Source organism: Virgibacillus sp. CM-4, from assembly GCF_000445495.1.
GTDB lineage: Bacteria > Bacillota > Bacilli > Bacillales > Amphibacillaceae > Virgibacillus > Virgibacillus salexigens.
Genome location: NZ_AUQA01000003.1, coordinates 24648 through 45348 on the forward strand (window position 1 = coordinate 24648; position 20701 = coordinate 45348).

General features: G+C 37.7%; 20 protein-coding genes. 19 read left to right on the forward strand and 1 reads right to left on the reverse strand.

Features of this window, described 5'->3' with window-relative positions; translation table 11 throughout:
- The first annotated feature begins 20 nt into the window (after positions 1–20).
- The 3 genes from mvaD (at position 21) to rocF (ending at position 3237) form a co-directional block, all read left to right on the forward strand.
- A complete protein-coding gene (gene mvaD / locus M948_RS31315) occupies positions 21–995 on the forward strand; it encodes a diphosphomevalonate decarboxylase (protein WP_021290405.1) in 975 nt (324 codons plus the stop codon).
- 9 nt (positions 996–1004) lie between these two features.
- Positions 1005–2111 carry a phosphomevalonate kinase gene (locus tag M948_RS31320; protein ID WP_021290406.1) on the forward strand — a complete coding sequence of 369 codons (1107 nt, stop codon included), beginning with the start codon at positions 1005–1007 and terminating at the stop codon, positions 2109–2111.
- A 220-nt stretch (positions 2112–2331) separates the two neighbouring features.
- On the forward strand, positions 2332–3237 hold the full coding sequence (gene rocF / locus M948_RS31325; RefSeq protein WP_021290407.1) for an arginase: 906 nt from the start codon (positions 2332–2334) through the stop codon (positions 3235–3237).
- 136 nt (positions 3238–3373) lie between these two features.
- Here rocF and M948_RS42810 read toward each other — a convergent pair whose 3' ends face one another.
- Positions 3374–3526, reverse strand: coding sequence for an aspartyl-phosphate phosphatase Spo0E family protein (locus M948_RS42810; protein WP_021290408.1), 153 nt, complete (start codon positions 3524–3526; stop codon positions 3374–3376).
- A 146-nt stretch (positions 3527–3672) separates the two neighbouring features.
- Between M948_RS42810 and sigW the strand changes: the two genes are divergently transcribed.
- The 16 genes from sigW (at position 3673) to M948_RS31405 (ending at position 20427) form a co-directional block, all read left to right on the forward strand.
- Positions 3673–4236 (forward strand): RNA polymerase sigma factor SigW, encoded by a 564-nt coding sequence (gene sigW / locus M948_RS31330; protein ID WP_021290409.1) that lies wholly within the window; start codon positions 3673–3675, stop codon positions 4234–4236.
- A 16-nt stretch (positions 4237–4252) separates the two neighbouring features.
- On the forward strand, positions 4253–4885 hold the full coding sequence (gene rsiW, locus M948_RS31335) for an anti-sigma-W factor RsiW (RefSeq protein WP_021290410.1): 633 nt from the start codon (positions 4253–4255) through the stop codon (positions 4883–4885).
- 303 nt (positions 4886–5188) lie between these two features.
- The gene (gene cdaA, locus M948_RS31340; protein WP_021290411.1) at positions 5189–6010 is read left to right on the forward strand and encodes a diadenylate cyclase CdaA; all 822 of its coding nucleotides are present in this window, start codon (positions 5189–5191) and stop codon (positions 6008–6010) included.
- Positions 6003–7244 (forward strand): CdaR family protein, encoded by a 1242-nt coding sequence (locus M948_RS31345; RefSeq protein ID WP_021290412.1) that lies wholly within the window; start codon positions 6003–6005, stop codon positions 7242–7244. Before cdaA ends, M948_RS31345 begins: the two co-directional genes overlap by 8 nt.
- 52 nt (positions 7245–7296) lie before the next feature.
- The gene (gene glmM, locus M948_RS31350) at positions 7297–8643 is read left to right on the forward strand and encodes a phosphoglucosamine mutase (protein WP_021290413.1); all 1347 of its coding nucleotides are present in this window, start codon (positions 7297–7299) and stop codon (positions 8641–8643) included.
- Positions 8644–8995: 352 nt separating this feature from the next.
- Entirely contained in the window at positions 8996–10330 is a 1335-nt protein-coding gene (locus M948_RS31355; RefSeq protein WP_021290414.1) for a S8 family peptidase, read from the forward strand.
- A gap of 154 nt (positions 10331–10484) precedes the next feature.
- Complete coding sequence (locus tag M948_RS31360) at positions 10485–11411, forward strand: endonuclease I family protein (RefSeq protein ID WP_021290415.1); 927 nt, start codon at positions 10485–10487, stop codon at positions 11409–11411.
- A 370-nt stretch (positions 11412–11781) separates the two neighbouring features.
- Positions 11782–12378 carry a TetR/AcrR family transcriptional regulator gene (locus tag M948_RS31365; RefSeq protein WP_021290416.1) on the forward strand — a complete coding sequence of 199 codons (597 nt, stop codon included), beginning with the start codon at positions 11782–11784 and terminating at the stop codon, positions 12376–12378.
- A 14-nt stretch (positions 12379–12392) separates the two neighbouring features.
- Positions 12393–13076 (forward strand): YqeB family protein, encoded by a 684-nt coding sequence (locus M948_RS31370; protein WP_021290417.1) that lies wholly within the window; start codon positions 12393–12395, stop codon positions 13074–13076.
- Between the two features lie 345 nt (positions 13077–13421).
- The gene (locus tag M948_RS31375; protein WP_021290418.1) at positions 13422–14096 is read left to right on the forward strand and encodes a response regulator transcription factor; all 675 of its coding nucleotides are present in this window, start codon (positions 13422–13424) and stop codon (positions 14094–14096) included.
- A 21-nt stretch (positions 14097–14117) separates the two neighbouring features.
- Complete coding sequence (locus M948_RS31380) at positions 14118–15491, forward strand: HAMP domain-containing sensor histidine kinase (RefSeq protein ID WP_021290419.1); 1374 nt, start codon at positions 14118–14120, stop codon at positions 15489–15491.
- Between the two features lie 66 nt (positions 15492–15557).
- Positions 15558–16601 (forward strand): ABC transporter permease, encoded by a 1044-nt coding sequence (locus M948_RS31385; protein WP_021290420.1) that lies wholly within the window; start codon positions 15558–15560, stop codon positions 16599–16601.
- Complete coding sequence (locus M948_RS31390) at positions 16598–17251, forward strand: ABC transporter ATP-binding protein (protein ID WP_021290421.1); 654 nt, start codon at positions 16598–16600, stop codon at positions 17249–17251. Before M948_RS31385 ends, M948_RS31390 begins: the two co-directional genes overlap by 4 nt.
- A gap of 160 nt (positions 17252–17411) precedes the next feature.
- On the forward strand, positions 17412–19205 hold the full coding sequence (locus M948_RS31395) for a S9 family peptidase (RefSeq protein ID WP_021290422.1): 1794 nt from the start codon (positions 17412–17414) through the stop codon (positions 19203–19205).
- A gap of 71 nt (positions 19206–19276) precedes the next feature.
- A complete protein-coding gene (locus M948_RS31400; RefSeq protein WP_021290423.1) occupies positions 19277–19777 on the forward strand; it encodes a DinB family protein in 501 nt (166 codons plus the stop codon).
- A gap of 104 nt (positions 19778–19881) precedes the next feature.
- On the forward strand, positions 19882–20427 hold the full coding sequence (locus M948_RS31405; RefSeq protein ID WP_021290424.1) for a DUF2812 domain-containing protein: 546 nt from the start codon (positions 19882–19884) through the stop codon (positions 20425–20427).
- Positions 20428–20701: the final 274 nt, after the last annotated feature.

A 20701-nucleotide genomic window follows, 5' to 3' on the forward strand; every position in this document is an offset into this window, starting at 1 on the left:
AATAGTGAAGGGGAATTATCATGAAGGCAACAGCTAAGGCACATACGAATATTGCCTTAATAAAATATTGGGGAAAGCGCAATGAACCCATTATATTACCGACAAATAATAGCTTGTCGCTTACCTTAGATGGATATTTTACGACAACGTCCGTAGAATTTGATGAAACACTTACAAAAGATCAATTTATCTTAGATGAACAAGTAATTACAGGTGAGCAATATGAGCGGGTTGCATCTTTTTTGGATATTATACGTAAGCTAGCGGGGAAGCAACTTTACGCAAGTATAACCTCTAAGAATGAAGTCCCTACGGCTGCAGGGTTCGCTTCTTCAGCATCTGGATTTGCTGCATTAGCAGCAGCGGGAACGAAAGCAATAGGATTAGGTTTAAGTAACATGGAGCTCTCCCGCCTAACTCGACAGGGGTCTGGTTCAGCATGTCGTTCGATTTACGGCGGTTTTGCTGAATGGCAAATGGGTAAGAAGGAAGATGGTTCCGATTCTTATGCGATTCCAATTGCTCCTGCAGAACATTGGGATATTCGAGTTGCTGCCGTTGTATTATCTTCGACAAAGAAAAAAGTTTCCAGCAGAGCTGGAATGAAACGAACGGTCGAAACTTCTCCATTCTTTCAAGGGTGGTTGGATAGCATTCCCCAAGATTTAACAACGATCAAAGAAGGTATTCGTCATCGTGACTTTCAAAAGGTGGGGGAAATAGCTGAGGCTAATTGCCTAAAAATGCATGCAACAACACTTGGAGCGAATCCCCCGTTTACCTATTGGCATGATACAACTATTGCTGTTATGCAAAAAATTCAAGAAATGCGTACACAGAATATACCAGTTTATTTCACCATTGATGCTGGTCCTAATGTAAAGGTGCTTTATTTGCCAGAATATGAGAAAATTGTCGAAGAAACGCTTCGTAGTCTATCTGGTGTAGCTGATATACGGTTAAGCAAGCCGGGACAAGGAGTAACCTATTTATAGGGGTTGAACATGTTGCAACAAACACCAATGACCATCAAAGTTCCAGGAAAGTTAATGGTAGCAGGCGAGTTTGCTGTATTACAGCCAAATAATCATTTGGTAGTAATGGCAGTAGATCGTTATGTGTATGCTACGATTCAACCAACGGAAACAAATGAAATTAGTCTACTCGATTTTCAATTAGAACAATTAGAATGGGAATTTACAAATGATCGTGTAAAGATTGACTGTGATGATATCCGAACAAGCTTTGTTGAAGAGGCGATGACGATTGCGATAAAGTATTTGAAGGAGCAGCGTATTGCAATAAAGCCGTTTCAATTAACGATTAAGAGTGAATTGGATGACACATCCGGTGTGAAATACGGACTAGGATCTAGTGCCGCAGTAGTAACTTCTGTAATTACTGCTATCCTGCATCAATCACTCCCCTATAGACCTAGCGCAAGATTAATCTTTCAACTTGCTGCTATCTCTCATGTGGTGACGCAAGGGAATGGCTCTGGGGCTGATGTAGCTGCATCATCCCATGGAGGCTTTCTTAACTATTCTTCGTTTCAGGCTGATTGGTTACGACATGCGTATCAAAATGCTTTATCACTAACTGACGTAGTAAATCAAAATTGGAAGTACTTATCCTTAGAACGCGTACAGCTGCCAGAAAATATACATATGTGTATCGGCTGGACTGGTAAACCGGCATCTACGGCGAGACTGGTCGATGAGATTTTGAAGTTAAAGACGGATAATTTAAGCCACTTTAATCAGTTTCTGTTGGAGAGTGAACAAGCGGTTACGAAGATTTTAAACGGAATGAAGGAAAATGATGCATCCTTATTTTTAAACGGTATTACGGAAAATCGTCATGCTTTAGCTAAAGTGGGGCGATATGCTAATGTGGATATCGAGACATCATTATTATCGAAGTTGTGTGACCTTGCCGAAGCTTATGGTGGTGCCGGAAAGCCTTCAGGTGCAGGAGGTGGTGATTGTGGAATCGCCTTTATGCCTTCGAAGCAACAAGCGGATCAATTGATTAAAGCTTGGGAAGAAGTGGGGATAAAACCACTTTCGCTTAAAGCAAACCCTTTTGGGGCAAGAAAAGTAGAGGTTTAAAAGAGATTCAGATAGTATCCGAATGGATAGTATCTGTTTTTTAGTTAAGAAGGAATAGTTACTGTCTGATATGAGTCGTTGACTAGATCACCAATAATCTAACACAAGCAAACCCATTTTATCTTGCTAATCCGACTCCATTGTATATATATACAGTCTAATGTTGAGTTGAGTCATCATGCGTATTTTGTCTACAATGGGAAAGGGAGGAGGCGATTACATGACAAAAAACAAAATTTCAATTATTGGTGTACCGATGGACTTAGGACAAAGCCGCCGTGGAGTCGATATGGGGCCAAGCGCACTGCGATATGCTGGAGCCATTGAGAAATTGGAGGAATTGAAATACCAAATTTATGATTTAGGGGACATTCCAATCATCCGTCCGGATAAGCCGAATACGGATCATGATAGTAAATTAAAGAATCTTAAACAAGTAGTAGAAGCCAACCAAAAGTTATCAGAAATGGTGGATCAAGAAGTAACAAAGGGGCATTTTCCACTTATTTTTGGTGGTGATCACAGTATTGCCATTGGAAGTTTAGCAGGCATTTCAAAACATTATGACAATCTTGGAGTAATCTGGTATGATGCTCATGGGGATTTAAACTCAAGTGAGACATCTCCATCAGGGAATATCCATGGGATGCCACTTGCAGTTAGCCTAGGGATAGGTGATGATAAATTAACTGCGATTGGAGATTATGTTCCAAAGGTAAAGCCAGAAAATATTGTTATCATTGGAGCTCGTTCTCTCGATCTAGGTGAAAGAGAATTGATTCGTAATAAAGGCATTCAGGTATATACGATGCATGAAATCGATCGCTTGGGAATGCCAGCTGTTATGGAAGAGGCAATTGGTTATTTACAAAACAGGACCGATGGTGTTCATTTAAGTCTGGACCTTGATGGACTTGACCCTTCAGAAGCACCGGGAGTAGGAACACCGGTAATAGGTGGAATTACATATCGGGAAAGCCATTTAGCGATGGAAATGTTAGAAGAGTCATCAATGCTGACATCAGCAGAATTTGTAGAAGTAAATCCAATACTTGATGAAAAAAACAAAACGGCAACCGTTGCAGTAGGGTTAATGGGATCGCTCTTTGGTGAAAAATTAAAATAACACAGTACGAAATTTGAAGCGTTATAAAAAAGACATTAAATTTCAAACTGGAAATTTGATGTCTTTTTTACCCTATTTCTATCTCTTTTTATAAAGTTGTGCGTTAATACGTGCCGTATTGTGAAGATCATGCATTCTAATCGTGTTTATTAAGATACTCATTAATAAGTTGATCTAGCTTGGTACTAGAGGAAATGACAACTTCTGAAGTCAATGCATGTGAGTCACTAAGTGAGATCATTTCTTCACGACATTTCTCAATTTCTTCCAATAATACATAATTACTCACAAAACTATCCTCCTATCTAGTATACTATAATAGGAGAGTATCCAAATTATTGCAATTATAAACTAATAATTTTTTTAATTTTTTTTGAAACCTTTTTGAGGTCTATTTCGTAACAGAAATACCGCATAGTTGGCGGAGGTACCAATATGGATGAAATGATACGAGAGAGAATAAAACAAGTGAAAAAAGGAGATCAATCTGCTTTTGAGGATGTGGTCTCATTCTTTCAGAATAAGATTTACCAGCATTGTTATCGGATGCTCGGTAATACACACGAGGCGGAAGATATAGCGCAGGAGGCTTTTATCCGTGCATATGTTAATATCCATTCATTTGATGAACGCAGAAAGTTTTCGACATGGCTTTATCGGATAGCTACGAATTTAACCATTGACCGAATTCGTAAACGAAAGCCTGATCATTATCTTGATGCAGAAGTAAAGGGAACAGAAGGATTAGATATGTACTCTCAATTGGCCGATAAGGGTCGAAAACCGGATGAAGAAGTTGAAGGTTTAGAGCTGCAACGCTATATTCAGTATGAAATTTCTAAGCTTCCACCGAAGTATCGAAGTATTATCATGCTTCGATATATTGAGGAATTTTCCCTTCAAGAGATTAGTGAAATCTTAGATATTCCATTAGGAACGGTAAAAACCCGTATCCATCGAGGAAGGGAAGCTCTACGGAAAAAGCTTCGTCACGTGTAAAAGGAGTGTGACTCACTTGAAATGTAATAAAGAAGCTGTAGAACTAATGCATCATTATTTAGATGGGGATATTACCAAAGAGCAGGAACAAGCTCTAAGCAAGCACTTAGAAGTTTGTGAAGCCTGTCAGGAGCATTTTCATGAATTAAAAAGGACGATAACTTTTATTCAAAGTGCAGAACAGGTGAAAGCCCCTGCCAATTTTACAGCGAACGTTATGGGAAAACTTCCTACAGAAAGAAAAAGATTAAAATATACAAGATGGTTAAAGGCGCATCCAATGATTACAGCGGCCGCCATCTTCTTCCTGTTTATGTTTAGTGGTATTTTTTCTGTTTGGAATCAAGATAATCAACTGGTTGTCTCAAAACAAGAAGACCTTATTATAAAAGGGGATACTGTAATTGTTCCAGCGGACGTTACAGTAGAAGGAGACTTACTTGTTAAAAATGGCAACTTAATTGTTAATGGAACGATTGATGGAGATGTAACCTTAGTAAATGGGAAATTTATTGAAAAGCCTCTAGAAGGTGAAGGTTTAATGGCTTCTGTTGGAGAAGTAAATGGAGAATTAAAACAAGTGGATCAGGTGTTTGAATGGATATGGTATAATCTAAAGCAATTGTTTCAACGTATTTTTGCATTATAATTTCAAATGGATTAACCTGAATCGTATTTTGTATTCAGGTTTTTTGTTGTCAAAAAAATAGTTACATGCTTTAGATCTCTTGCTATAGATGTGGAGCTTTTTATCGTATTTTTATAGGAACAAGCTTTCCGCTGTGCTCAGAGTTTGGCGATAAACACAGCTTGTGCGTTACATCCTTTGTGAACTTTTATTATTCGTGAGTGTTATCATACATGTTGTTGGTAAAATTATGTTATAATAATAATGTTATAATGCGATAAATTTGGGTATTACTGAAATTTTGTTGAAGAAGGATGTGTAATCATGCTTGATGGGGGATTCGACCTGATACAGCTTCTAAGGATAGGCGTAGATATTGCTCTCGTCTGGTATGTTCTATATAAATTAATCATGCTGATTAGAGGTACAAAAGCAATTCAGCTTTTAAAGGGAATTGCAGTCGTATTAGCTGTATGGCTTTTAAGTATTGTGCTAAATTTACAAACTGTCCAATGGATTACAAGTCAAGCAATTGACTGGGGTCTTATCGTAATTATTATTTTATTCCAACCAGAACTAAGACGTGCATTGGAGCAATTAGGTAGAGGGAATATATTTGGAAGGAGTTCCAGATCTGAAGAAGAGATTATTGAACAAAATATAGAATCGATTATTCAGTCTTGTAATTACATGGCGAAGCGTCGTATCGGTGCCCTCATCTCCATTGAACGGGAGACAGGAATTGGTGATTATGCTGAAACAGGAATCCCGATAAACGGTAAACTGACACATCAGCTTCTAACAAATATATTCACTCCAAATACCCCATTACATGATGGTGCGGTCATTTTAAAAGGAGATAATATCTTAGCTGCAGCTTGTTATCTTCCGTTATCAGAAAGTCCCTTTATTTCTAAGGAGTTAGGGACAAGGCACCGTGCTGCTATGGGAATTAGTGAAGTTACAGATGCATTAACGATTGTTGTATCCGAGGAAACAGGAAATATATCTTGTACAAAAAATGGTGAGCTACATAGAGAGCTTAATCAGGAAAGTCTCCGAGAACTATTACGGGAGAATTTATCATTAAGTATGAAAGCCCCTGATAAAAAGTCAAAAAAATGGAGGGGAAACAAAAATGGATAATTGGTTTAGAAGTAAGTGGTTTGTCCGTGTCGTTTCCTTAGCCTTTGCCGTTTTATTTTATGTTTTCGTATCCGTAGAAGTCAATAATGCACCAAATAATGCAGATTCAACTTTCCCATCTGGTGGGGATTCACAGAATTTAGAAACAATTGATGAGGTACCAGTCGATATACGTATCAATAATGATAAATATGTCGTTAGTGGCGTACCTGAGCATGTATCTGTGTCGATGGAGGGATCTTTGTCCATACTAACTCCAACAATTAAAAATAGAAACTTCAATGTATTTGTGGATCTTCAAGGATTAGAGGCTGGAAATCATACAGTTGAATTGCAGCATGATATACCTGAAAAATTGGATGTATTTATTGAACCAAAGCGAATTGAAGTCACCATTGAGGAAAAAGCAACACAAGAATTTGATGTTAATATCGACTTCTTACATGAAAATCAGCTTGCTGAAGGATTTGAGTTAGGTGATTATGAAGTAAGTCCACAAAAAGTAACCATTACAAGTGCGCAAAGCGTAATTGATAAAATAGGTATTGTGAAGGCGTATGTGGATTTAAATGGCTTGGATAAATCAATTAATAATCGAGAAGTTCCTGTCAATGTGTATGATAGCCAAGGTAATGAATTGAATGTAAATGTACAGCCGGAAAATGTAGTCGTCTCTGCCGATATTAATAATCCAAGTAAAAAAGTACCAATTAGTGTGGAGACAAGCGGTGAACTACCGAAGGGCTATGAATTAACTTCAATTTCTGCTAATGTAGAAGAAGTGGAGTTATTCGGTACAAATCATGTACTGGAAAATATTGAAGGAATTTCGACCGAAAAAATAGATCTATCTGAAATTACCGACTCAGGTACCATTGAAGCAGATCTTGCTTTACCTGATGGAACAAGTGCTAAAGATATCGAAAATGTTGAGGTAACGGTAGAGTTAAAACAGACAAAAACCATTAATGCTTTACCAATTAATGTAGAGTCCCTGGCAGAGGGACAGGAAATAACATTTGCTGATCCAGCAAACTCCGAAATGGATATTACTGTAACGGGTAATCCATCAGATATTAAAGAACTCACTGATGAAGATTTTCGTGCATATATAAATGTAGAAGAATTAGAAGTAGGGGAACATGATGTTCCTATCTCAGTTGAAGGACCTGAAGAGGTATCCGTAGAAGCTGAATTCGAACAAGCTACGATTGAAATTAGTGAACCCGAATAGGGGTTACTTCGCTTGATAAACGGTGGAAATGGATATAAAGGAGAGAAACTACATGGGAAAATATTTTGGAACAGATGGTGTGCGAGGAGTAGCTAATAAAGACCTTACTCCAGAATTAGCCTTTAAACTAGGTCGTGTTGGAGGATATGTACTAACAAAAGAAACGCAACGTCCAAAAATTATTATTGGACGCGATACACGAATTTCTGGACATATGCTTGAAGGAGCACTAGTAGCTGGTTTACTTTCCATCGGAGCAGAAGTGATGCGAGTTGGGATTATTTCTACACCAGGCGTTGCGTATCTAACAAAAGCAACAAGCTCGCAAGCAGGAGTAATGATTTCAGCGTCCCATAATCCTGTGGAGGATAACGGAATTAAATTCTTTGGTCCAGATGGCTTTAAATTAACAGATGCAGAGGAACATGAAATAGAAGCATTAATGGATGGAGAAGATGAATTACCTCGTCCAACTGGTGCTGATATTGGCAGCATCAATGACTATTTTGAAGGCGGGCAGAAATACCTTTCCTTCCTAAAAGACACAGTAGATAATGATTTCGATGGCTTAAAAATTGCTTTTGATTGTGCGCATGGTTCAACCTCAAGTTTGGCTACCCATCTATTTGCGGACTTAGAAGCAGATATTTATTCAATTGGCTCATCCCCGGACGGGTTAAATATCAATGATGGTGTGGGCTCAACCCACCCTGAGAAACTACAAGAATTTGTATCAGATAAGAATGCAGATGTCGGATTGGCTTTTGATGGAGATGGAGATCGGTTAATTGCTATAGATGAACGAGGAAACCTTGTTGATGGTGATCAAATCATGTTCATTTGTGCGAAGTATATGAATGAAAAAGGTGCTTTACGCCATAACACAGTAGTTTCTACAGTAATGAGTAATATTGGTTTTTATAAAGCATTAGAAAAAAATGGTATGCGCAGTGATAAGACGGCTGTAGGTGATCGGTATGTGATGGAAGAAATGCGTCAAGGCGGTTATAACCTGGGTGGAGAACAATCTGGTCACATTATCTTTTTGGATTATAATACAACTGGAGATGGAATGTTATCCGCATTACAGCTTGTTAATGTAATGAAGGAAACAGGAAAGCCATTATCAGAACTTGCTGACGAGATGACTATTTATCCGCAAATACTTAAAAATGTAAGAGTTACTGATAAAGAAAAAGCATTAAATCACCCAGACATTACTAAAGAAATAGAAGATGTTGAAAAAGAACTTGGTGATCAAGGACGTGTATTAGTGCGCCCTTCAGGTACAGAGCCATTAGTCCGTGTCATGGTTGAGTCACCTACAAAAGAAGATTGCGACAAATATGTAACTCGTATCGTTAATGTTATTGAAAAGCTACTTGGAGCAACGGAATAAGGAAATAAAGGATCTGCTCTTATTAACAGAGCGGTGCTTAGCTTGTAGAGAGCCCTGCGGTTTTCTACAAGCTTTTTTTGTTGTTTATAGTATCCGCTCGCTCGGTTTCGGTAAATGGACGTTCAAGTTGATTAAACAACAGCCTTTTTTCTTTTTCGCTTGTTCATGGTTAATTCTATAAACGATCAATTAAACAATGCTCGCTCATTCCTTGGTTATAAAGAATATGTCGTATTATCACATGAACGAGTCTATTAGATAAGCGCCTCATTTAGTAACTTTCTAAACAAATACCGCCACTTCCATGCTGTTGGTTCATAAAATGAATCATCAAGTAAAAGGAGGTGAGAGAATGTTAGGGTTCTCTATGGTTCAATTAACTAGGAAATATAGTGCAAAATTCGACAAAGGAATACGCCAAAGTCTACTTCATTTATATAAACCTATGCGTCGTACTCCTTGTTTCTTGCATCGACCGCTTGAAGGCATATTGAAAAAAACAAAGAAGTTCCCTGTTATTATTGAATTTGACCAAGAGAATACAATCTCACAAAAATCAGAAATAGATAAAGTGCATCAACTTGTTAAACCGCAACTTCGATCAAAAGTGAAACACCAATTTCCCAATGTATGTAGTTGTTCAGCAAACTTAACCGCCTCTGCCATTGAAAAGCTGATGGATAGCGATTGTAATATTAAGAAGATTTATTACGACCGTGAAGTCAAAGCTTTAATGGATGTTGCTTCTCCTTCTATTCATGCTCGGGAATTAAATGAACAGGGATTAACTGGTAAGAATGTTAATATTGCAGTGGTAGATACAGGTGTGCAGCCTCACAAGGATTTAACAGAGCCAACGAATCGTATCATTGCCTTTAAAGATTTTGTTAAAGATAAAACAGAACCTTATGATGATAATGGTCATGGGACGCACTGTGCCGGGGATGCTGCTGGTAACGGGTTTTTATCAGATGGTAAGTATCAGGGATCCGCTCCAGAAGCTGGAGTTATTGGTGTAAAGGTTCTTAACAAAATGGGCTCAGGTTCGCTTTCTACTATTATTGCCGGTATTCAATGGTGTATTGACCATAAAGATGAATACCAAATTGACATTATTTCCTTATCCTTAGGTGCAGAAGCGGATGAGTCCGATTGTAATGATCCCCTTGTGCAAATTGTAAACGCTGCGTGGGAAAACAATATAGTTGTCTGTGTAGCCGCTGGGAATTCTGGTCCAGATCAAAGAACCATTGGTACACCGGCCATTAGTTCGAAGGTTATAACTGTTGGAGCTATCGGTGACCAAAATACTGTTGAACGCGGTGATGATGAAATCGCCTCTTTCTCAAGCCGTGGACCAACATGTGGAGAAACATCTAAACCGGATCTATTAGCGCCCGGGGTAGATATAATCTCCTTACGAGCATCAGGATCTTTTCTTGATAAGACAAATAAAACTAGTCGAGTAGAGAATGATTATTTTTCTTTATCTGGTACTTCCATGGCAACTCCAATATGTGCCGGAGTAGCTGCCCTTGTATTACAAGCGCAACCAGAATTGTCTCCAGATGAAATGAAACAGCAATTGCTTCAAGCCTCTGTTGATATCGGTTTACCGGAGTACGCTCAAGGAGCTGGGTATTTAGATGCAAGTAAAGCAATAATAACGAATCCTTCAGGGAAGTAATCAAATGGGGATACGCATGATAATTGTGTATCCCCATTTCTCATCGATGGAAGTTTTTTATGGATAAGGTTGTTTGATAGATGTGATTTCGTGGTATAGAGTTAAAAGTAAATTTATTCCACTATGCTCTGATTAAATTTAAGGAGGAATTAATTTGAATTTATCGCCTCAAGCTCGCGAAAAGGTCTCACCTGTAACCACTGACAGGCAACGGATTAACGAGATTATCTCCCAACTTAGAAGCGCAAAGGCATTAATCCAGCAAGATGAAAAAGAATACTACAATGAAGAAGAGGATCAACAAACGATGGATCAGTACTACAAAACGATTGACTTTGATTCTTCCGATTATAATGCGATCATCCAATCATTAACCCAGCTGATTAAAGAAACCCACAATAATCAAGTTCGTTATGATCCAAGTGAATATGTTTATCCTTGGGTCGATTTGCGACCCGATGGAAATCTTATAAGTATTTATTCTGGGCAAACAAGGGATCCAGAAGAAACGATTCTAGAGGATCATTTGACTTCTATAAAGCGTGAGGAAGCGTTAAAATTAGTTAGCGATCATAATCAGAAACACCTCCTATCTACACTTCAACAAATTAGTAAGGATCTTAAATTTAATTGCGAGCATTCCGTACCCCAATCTTGGTTTAACGAACGAGAACCGATGCGTGGTGATATCCATCATCTATTTACGTGTGATCCAGTATGTAACTCTATTCGCAGTAACTACCCATACCATGATTTTTTAGATTATAATCCAAATGCAATAGATGGTCAGCGAATTGAGGAAGCTTGTGGAAAATCAGAGGAAGAACGATTTGAACCTGAGTATGGGAAGGGGACAGTAGCTAGAGCGATGCTCTATTTTATGATGAGATACCCTAATGAAATAGAGTCATCTCATAGAGAAAGCATTGATATAGACTTATTAATAGAATGGCACCAACAATTCCCCCCTGATTTATATGAGAAACACCGTAATCGAGCCATATATGAAATTCAAGGGAATCGTAATCCATTCATCGATTTCCCAGAAATACTCACTCAACCGTTTACCATATCAATTTAAAGAAAGAGACGAAGACAAAGGTATCTTATTCTAATCCGAACGATAATTCCGTTCGGATTATTTGCTTACATAAAACCGTCAACATACTTCGCTTTCCACGGGCACGGTTTCAGTTTCCTTGCCCCTCATTAGAACACTTTCCTGCGGGATCTTCAGTTCGTGCTGTCCCCACAGGATCCTACGTACGTTGACTGCACGTTTATCAGCATTTATTTCATTCCGATTTTATCGTTTGCTTTTTGGTTACCTCTTTTGGTTATTTATCATCCTCTTTCTTATTACCGATAGAATTGACAGGTTTACGATATCAATTTATAATTTGATTGATCAGTCAAACAACTAATGAATAGATAAACAAGAGGTGTTTTCATTGAGTGATATACCATCTTTTATTGGCAAGACAAGGAGAGAACAAATTATTACAGCAGCTATCGAAGTGCTCGAAGAAATTGGTTATATTCATATAAGTTTAGCTAAGATTGCCAAGAAAGCAAAGATAAGTACAGGACTTATTTCCTATCATTTCTCAGGTAAAGAGGATGTTATGAATCAAACATTGTATTATTTAATTCAAAAGGAATGGCAATTTATAAATGAGAAAGTACAGGAGAAAAAAGCACCCTTAGACCGTTTGTATATGTTTATTGAAGCAAGTTTGCTATATCAAAAGACACATCGGACTAATCAGATTGCTTTAATTGAGATTATTTTTCATGCACGTTCCGAAGATCATATTCCATATTATCTTATTGAAGGCAATGAAGAAGATGATTTATTACGACAATTATTAAAAGCTATTTTATTACAGGGGCAGGAATCAAAAGTGTTTGCTTCTTTTCATATTGATGCTGTTACAACAATTATTCAAGGCGCTATCTCGGAGTATATGTTTTCTACGGAAACAAAACTCGATGCAGATCGTTATGCTAGCGAATTGAAATATTTGGTGCATAAGATGACTACGTAAAGGAGAGAAAAACGGTGAACCATGATAAAACGATTATTGGTCTAAAACGTATGGAGAAAGCAATTGTTATCATTCTTCCTATTCTAAGCGGTGCGATTTTAGGCTGGTATATACCTGTGCTAGCAGATTGGGTGCTAACATTGCCGATTGTACCACTGGAAGATTTCATTTCATTGATCGCCTCGTTAAATAACTTTTGGGTATCTATTGTTTCGTTAATCCTTGGGATTATTGCTGCCATTGTATTTATTATTATTGTATTTAATGAAACCTTAAAGGTAGAAGTGTCAGATAGAATGGTAGAACTAATTATCGGTGAAAAGCAAGACAAATTTGAAAAACAACAGATATCAGCTATATATGTGGAGGGAAAGCAGCTTGTAATTTTAGGGTTATCAAGTGAAGAAAAATATAGAGAAGTAGTCGAATCAAAATTTGATTATGTAAAGGAAGTTTTTCTTGCTTATGGATATCCATTTAGAAACGAAGATCCATATATAAACTACTACCAACGATGGGAATTAGGTAATGGAGATCTGCCTTCGGATGTTAATTCAATTTTGTATGCAAGATCTAGAGCATTACGGGAAGATCAAAAAAAAGAAGCGAAACGATTACGTGAGGACTTAGCACAGCTAGGGGTAGTAATAAGAGATGAGCAAAACAGTCAATTTATACGAATGGTACAGAATAAATGATTATAAAGATGGGGCTAAGAAACTATCGGCTTGTTCATTAAAACCACATTCTCAACTAGGCATGTTTAACGTGGGTGAGTATTGCTAACTCGTATATATCAAAAACGCTAACCGATTGAATCTCTGTACCTGTGCTGTACCTGCATAAGACAGGCCTTTTTCAGTTGCTATAATCTACAGACAATATCAGGTTATCCTATTCCTTTTAGTAGTAATTATAACTATAATTTAACAAATCGAACAGAAAAAATTTGAACTATTGTTTATAAAAGTCACTTTATTATCAAAATCTATGAATTCAACTAGGATAGGATAGACTAAGTAATGTCAGGAGGAAACGCGGAAATGGTTACAATATTACTTGTCGATGATGATGCTCATATTAGAGAACTATTACGATTCTATCTGCAAAAGGAAGGGTATCAAACAGTAGAAGCAATTGATGGAGAAGAAGCTTTGGACAAGCTAGAACAAACTCCATGTAGCATAGCTATTGTGGATATTATGATGCCAAAAGTAGATGGCTATCAGTTGTGTGAGGAAATTAGAAGTAGTTATGATATTCCAGTTATAATGCTTACCGCTAAAGGTGAAATAGCAGATAAAGAAAAAGCGTACATAGCAGGAACAGATGACTATATTGTAAAACCCTTTGAACCGAAAGAGGTGTTATTTCGTATTCGGGCATTGCTCAGGCGTTTTCGTATGGTACATGATGAAAAAATTCAAGTTGGGGATACGATAATTGATCGAAAAAGCTATGAAGTCTATATTAACGGGGGAGTCATCATTCTTCCTTTAAAAGAATTTGAATTATTAGCACAGCTTGCAAGTTACCCTAATCAAATTTTTTCTAGGGAAAAACTGATTGAGTTGGTTTGGGGATCTGATTATGAAGGAAATGATCGTACGGTGGATGTACACATTAAGCGACTACGAAAGCGATTTTTAGATCTCCATCCTAATTTTATGATTCAGACAATACGTGGACGTGGTTATAAGTTAGATATCGTGGAATAGAGGTATGGAGGGAGTATATGAATGCGAACCCTATACGTTCGAATAATTGTAACCACCATACTTATTATGATAGCAAGTGCAGTCATAGCATTTGTCGTAAGTAATGGTTACTATCAATATGTTTTAAAACCGCAAAATGATGAGAAAGTTACGCATATTGCTAAGAATATTGTGGACTTATACAACAGCAGTGAGCAGTCGATTGACGACTATTTAACGGAGGTTACGGATTTAGGTTATTCTTTTTATTTAGTGCATAATAATGGTGATACGCAGGCGTTTGGTAAATCCTTCGAATCGAAGGATTTACCTTCGAATGTTATTAAGGATGTACTTGCAGGTGAGGTATATCATGGTATCGCTAACTACCCCTGGCGTCTATTTATAACTGGCTTTTTTGATCATACACTTTCCAATACAATAGGTGTTCCTATTAATGAAAACCAGCAAAATTACGCGTTGTTTGTACGCCCGTACGCATCCCAACAATTTGGTGAAATGCGTGTTTTCTTTGCTATAATTATTGGCTTAATCCTTATTCTTAGCTTTTTGTTTGTTCTTATTAGTACACGTTGGATTGTAAAGCCAATTCAAATATTGAAAGAAGCTACGAATAAGGTAGCTGCTGGTAATTACCATTTACAACTCCCAGTTACGCGTAAAGATGAATTTGGACAATTGGCAAAAGACTTTGCAACAATGAGTAAAAGTTTACAACAAACGGAGCAACGAAGGCAAGCGTTTGTATCAAATGTTTCACATGAAATTCAATCACCATTAACCTCAATTCAAGGTTTTTCGCAAGCGCTTCAGGAAGCAAATCTAACGAAGGATGAAAGGGACCACTATTTAGCTATTATCGAAAAGGAAAGCAAGCGATTGTCCATCCTTAGTAGACAATTACTTACACTATCTCAACTTGATCGAGAAGATGAGAAAATAGAACGGACTCCTTTTGAGTTAGAAGAACAGCTGAGGGATGTTTTGTCTACGTTGGAATGGCAGTGGCGTCAGAAGGAGTTAACGGTAGAATGGAAGGTGCAGAAAACAATTATAAATGGTGATCCAAGACTATTGCATCAAGTTTGGATGAACGTGATGACAAATGCAATTCGCTATACACCAGAAGAAGGAGCGATAACCATAGCTGTAGAAAAGACAAAGTCTGAAGTAGAGGTTACTGTGACGGATACAGGTATCGGCATTGCTGCAGAGGACCTTTCTCAAATATTTGATCGTTTCTATAAGGTGGATAAGGCAAGAACAAGAAAAGAAAGTGGAACGGGGCTAGGTTTATCCATTACAAAGAAAATAGTAGAAATACATCAAGGAACGATTATAGTGGATAGTAAACTTGCTTCAGGGACAACAGTTACGATAACACTCCCGCAATAGTAATGATTCGTTCATCTTCTGTTCATATAAAGGAGTTATAGTAGGGACAGTAGAGGAGGGAATCAAATGTTTCTTGCAATTCGGGAATTACTATTTGCAAAGACAAAATATATTTTAATTGGGCTAATTATGGTGTTAACTGCAAGCCTTATCTTTATTATTTCTGGATTGGCACAAGGGCTATCTTCGGATAATGCCTCAGTAATTCAAGACCTTCAAGCAGATGCTCTGATTATAGAAGAAGGAGCTGAAGGGGAGATTGGTAATTCATTTATTCCTGCTGATGAAAGAGAAAAAATGATAGAAGCTCAAGGAGGAAACAATAATGCCAGTACACTTGCAATTCGCATGATGAATACAACCATAAATGACGCTGATCAGCAAATTGATATTGCTCTATTTGCAACCGAGCGTAATGGAATTTTAATGCCGGATGTTGCTGAGGGAATGTTTCCTCAAAAGGCGGATGAAGTATTAGCTGATGCTACCTTGAAGCAAGAAGGTGTTCGATTAGGAGATCAATTACAAGTTGAAGAGAATACATCTTATACGGTTACAGGATTTACGGCAGATCAACGCTATAGCCATACACCTGTTGTCTTTATTAGCAATGATGAATTAGAACAGTTCAATGCTGTTGCTGTCCAAGGTGAAGCTAATACGGATGGATCCTATGAAGTCATCACGAAAGAGACAGCATTAAACGGGATTCCTAGTTATTCCCAAGAACAAGCATCCTTAAATATGATGATTATTTTCTTGTATGTTATTGCTGCTTTTGTTCTAGCAGTGTTTTTCTATGTGATGACCTTACAGAAGCGGGAACAATTTGGCGTCTTAAAAGCTTTAGGTGCGAAAAGCATGTACTTAATTCGTGGGTTAATTGGTCAGGTCATTCTATTGTCACTTATTAGCATTAGTATCGCAGTAGTCGTTACCTTTGGTATTGGTGCCCTGTTTCCAGCCGATATGCCATTTACATTAGAATTAGAGACAATGCTTCAGCCTGCAATCATTATCATAGTTGTTTCCACGATTGGAGCCATTGTATCTCTTTATCAGGTAATTCAAATTGACCCAATAGAAGCTATTGAGGGGGCTGCATATTGACACTTATTTTAGATCATATTACCAAAGCATATACAGACGGACCGAATGAATTTAAAGCATTAGATAATGCATCATTAGAAGTGAAAGCTGGTGAATTTATAGCAATTGTTGGCCCCTCAGGTTCAGGTAAAAGTACCATGCTATCTATTGCCGGTGCACTATTATCACCAACAAGCGGAAAGGTACTGTTAGATGGAGAAAATATTGCTGGTCTTTCTTCCAAGGAAGTAACCAAACGACGTCTTGATAAAATCGGATTTGTTTTTCAAGCTGCTCATCTAGTACCTTATTTGAAAGTCAAAGATCAATTAAACATTATTCAAGTACTTGCAAAAAAAGGGAAGAAGCACGGAAATGATTTACTTGCACACTTTGGTTTAAAGCATCGGATGAACAATTTTCCAAATGAACTATCTGGGGGAGAACGTCAGCGTGTAGCAATTGCCCGTGCACTCATGAATGATCCGCAGTTAATTCTTGCTGATGAACCGACAGCAAGTCTTGATTCAAAGCGGGGACAGGAGGTTGTCAAACTACTTGCAGATGAAATTAAAAACCGAAATAAAGCAGGAATTATGGTGACTCACGATGAACGCGTGTTGTCGTTTGCAGACCACATCGTAACAATAAGAGATGGGAAAATTGAATAAGGTATAGAGCTGTAGAAATTTATTTTCTACAGCTTTCTTTGTTTATAGGCAGATTACATCTAATTAATTATATTCTATAGTATTAGCCTAGGTCATAAGGTATAATTGGACTGTAAATAGTAAGACTAATTCGAATTTGCTAATAACCGAAGGGAGAGTGATGAGGATCAAATTTCCAAAGCCGACCGTAGAGCAGTTTTTCAGAACTTATGTCATTACTAATTTTTCAGTTAGTAATGATGAAAAACGCCTTGTGTTTAGTACGAATTTAAATGGAAAGATGAACTTATGGGCAATGGATTTGCCTGATGAATTCCCGTATTTATTTGCCCATCACGATGAATCATGCAGCTTTATTAAGTTTGATTCCGAGAATCGATTTGTATTAGCTGGATTTGATAAAGCTGGCGATGAAAATCATCAAATCTATGCATTACCTATGGAAGGAGGGCTACCTCAGCCATTAGTCACCGGTGATCCAAATGAAAAATATTTCTTTGCCCACCTAAGTGGGGATGGGGAACGACTTTATTATGTAACTTCCGTTGGCAATCCTTCATTTTTGAATACACATATTCGGCATCTGCAAGATGGGAAGGATGAGTTAATTAATAAGGGAGATCTTTCTCCAACTGAATTAGCGGCAGTTTCTGATGATGAGAATAGCTTTGTTTATACGCGGGTTTTTGCCAATACTTATATAACAGGGGTTGTAAAGGTGGGGAATAAGACATTACATTTAACACCTGATCCAAATAAGGTACATGTCGTATTTGATCCTATCTTTGTCGATAATTCCACCATTTATTTTATAACAGATTATGAAAGCGAATATAGTTATGTGGCGAAATTTGACTTGGAGACTGAGGACTTTGAACAAATCATATCGGTTGATCAAGAAAGCATCCAAACATTGAAATGGAATAAAGACAAAGAAACCCTCTATTTTATAACAGAGAAAGGTGTAATTGATCAATTATATCGTTATAATCTACAGACAAAGCAGTTGCAAGCATTGGATGCGCCAGTAGATGTGATTGACCAATTGCAAGTAACGAAATCGGGTTCCCTTTATGTTTTAGGAAGAAGTGCTACTGTTCCGCACAATATCTATCAATCTATCGATGGAGAAACGTGGAAACGGTTAACAAATAATCCTGTGCTAGGAGTAAGTAATGATGCTATGGTCGATCCGGAAGTTGTTTCGTATGCGTCATTTGATGGAATGAAGATCGAAGCACTCCTCTTTAAAGCACATCCGGAATATGATAACGGCCATACCATATTCTGGCCGCATGGTGGACCACAAGCTTCTGAAAGAAAGATGTTTCGATCGATGTTTCAATGCTTTTTAAATCGTGGATATTCTATATTCGCACCTAATTTCCGCGGGAGTTCAGGATACGGCTCCTCATTTGTGAAAATGGTTGAACAAGACTGGGGAGAAGGTCCTCGTTTAGACTGTATCGCTGGAATTGAATGGCTATTTGAAAATAATATTAGTTCCCAGGACAAACTATTTTTGGTAGGCGGCAGCTACGGTGGATATATGGCGTTATTATTACATGGGCGCCATCCAGAATACTTTAAGGCAGTAGTGGATATCTTTGGCCCGTCTGATTTATTTACATTTGTTACATCGGTTCCTCCTCATTGGAAACCGATTATGGATCGTTGGTTAGGGGATCCGGAACGTGATAAAGAGCGGTTTATTAAAGACTCACCGGTAACCTATTTGGATGGAATGAAAAAGCCGATGCTTGTTATACAAGGGGCTAAAGACCCCCGTGTAGTAAAAGAAGAGTCTGATCAAATTGTAGCCAAATTAGAAAAGGAAGGCCGTGACGTCGAATACCTTGTCTTAGAGGATGAAGGGCATGGCTTTTCTAAAAAAGAAAATGAAATTAAGGTTTATCAACGCATGCTTGATTTTCTACAAAAACATCAAGGGTAGTTGTGCCAAAAAACACAGGGATACGGTTCCTGTGTTTTTTAGCAAATATGTTAGATAAGGAGATATAAACAATGGATTTGATTAAAGAACAATATGATTGGGTACGAATGACAAGAGAAAAATTATTTGATTTTCTTGAGAATATATCTGTTAAGGACTTTCAAACGGAGTTAGAGGATTTTGGGTGGGGCTCTATGAAGCATGCACATTTACATGCTGCTATGTGTTACCATGCTTGGCTAGAGGGATTTGCATGGAAGCGGGAGGTGAAACATGTTTCACCGGAACAAATAACAAAACCAGCGGATATGAAAACAGTCTTTACAGAAGTGGATCAACTTGTTTATGAATTTATCAAGTCGAGTAAGGGAAGATGGAATACCAAAATAGCAGGAACGGTACCATGGCATGAAGAGGAAGTGGAATTTACTAATCTCTGGTTAGTTACGCATATAATGACGCATGAATTTCATCATAAAGGGCAAATTGTTTCGATGGGCAGAAAATTGGGATATGTACCTACCGATACGGATTTAATCGATCCCGTAGAAATAAATCAATACAATAATTAATTTACCCTTTCAAAAAATGTAATTTTTCGGCAAACCATGCCATATAAATGAATAAAGGGGGAAGTAACTTCAACAGTTTGGCAAAGGAAGGAGGTTAAGTTTAGATGAAACGAATCTTCAGGCCATTTTGGAGTTATGATGTAAAGAGAACAGAAAGCTGGCTAAATAACAAGGCCTTATCAGGGTATCAATTAACAGAGATTCATCCGAGTAAAGGCTTATTTTTATTTGAAGCTGGAAACGATCCCCAATCCATTCATTATCATATTGGATATGCCAAATCAGAAGTGCATTCTTTACCTGCCAGCATATCTCATGATGGTTGGAAAGAAGTATGCTGCCAAGGGAATTGGTTCATTCTTTCCAATGAAAAACCGGCGGTTCAGTTGAAGTGTTATCCAATCCGTGAAGGTATTATTAAGCGTAACCGTAATTTGCTATATGTTCATGGCGTGCTCTCTGTGTACATTATTCTAACGGCTTTATTATTCCTTATTCTAGGCGCAACGACGGTGCTCTTTTATGGAGGTGCTTTAAGTTTTAATCCATTTTCGCTTTGGATAACGATCCTCATAATAGGCAGTATTCTCTTGATCGTTGCTCCTTTTCTAACTGTACGGCTATATAAAGCAAATAAACAGTTTTGGTAAAAGCACTTCTATCGAGGTGCTTTTCCTTGTGTCTATTTCATGAACATTACATGTTTGTAAACATATATTAAAATGAAACACCACAAAAAAGGATTGACTGAATTTGGGAATTAGGGTTAAAATGTGGTGTATCCTATTAAGGATGATTTAAAAATAGAAAGGAGCTTTAGCGAAGTTTTATTCGGTTCATAAAGCGCCAGGACTATTTTGCCGAACGGTGGGAAAATAGTTGACGAGGTTGGAGGTTATCGAGTATTCGGCGGGTGCCTCCCGA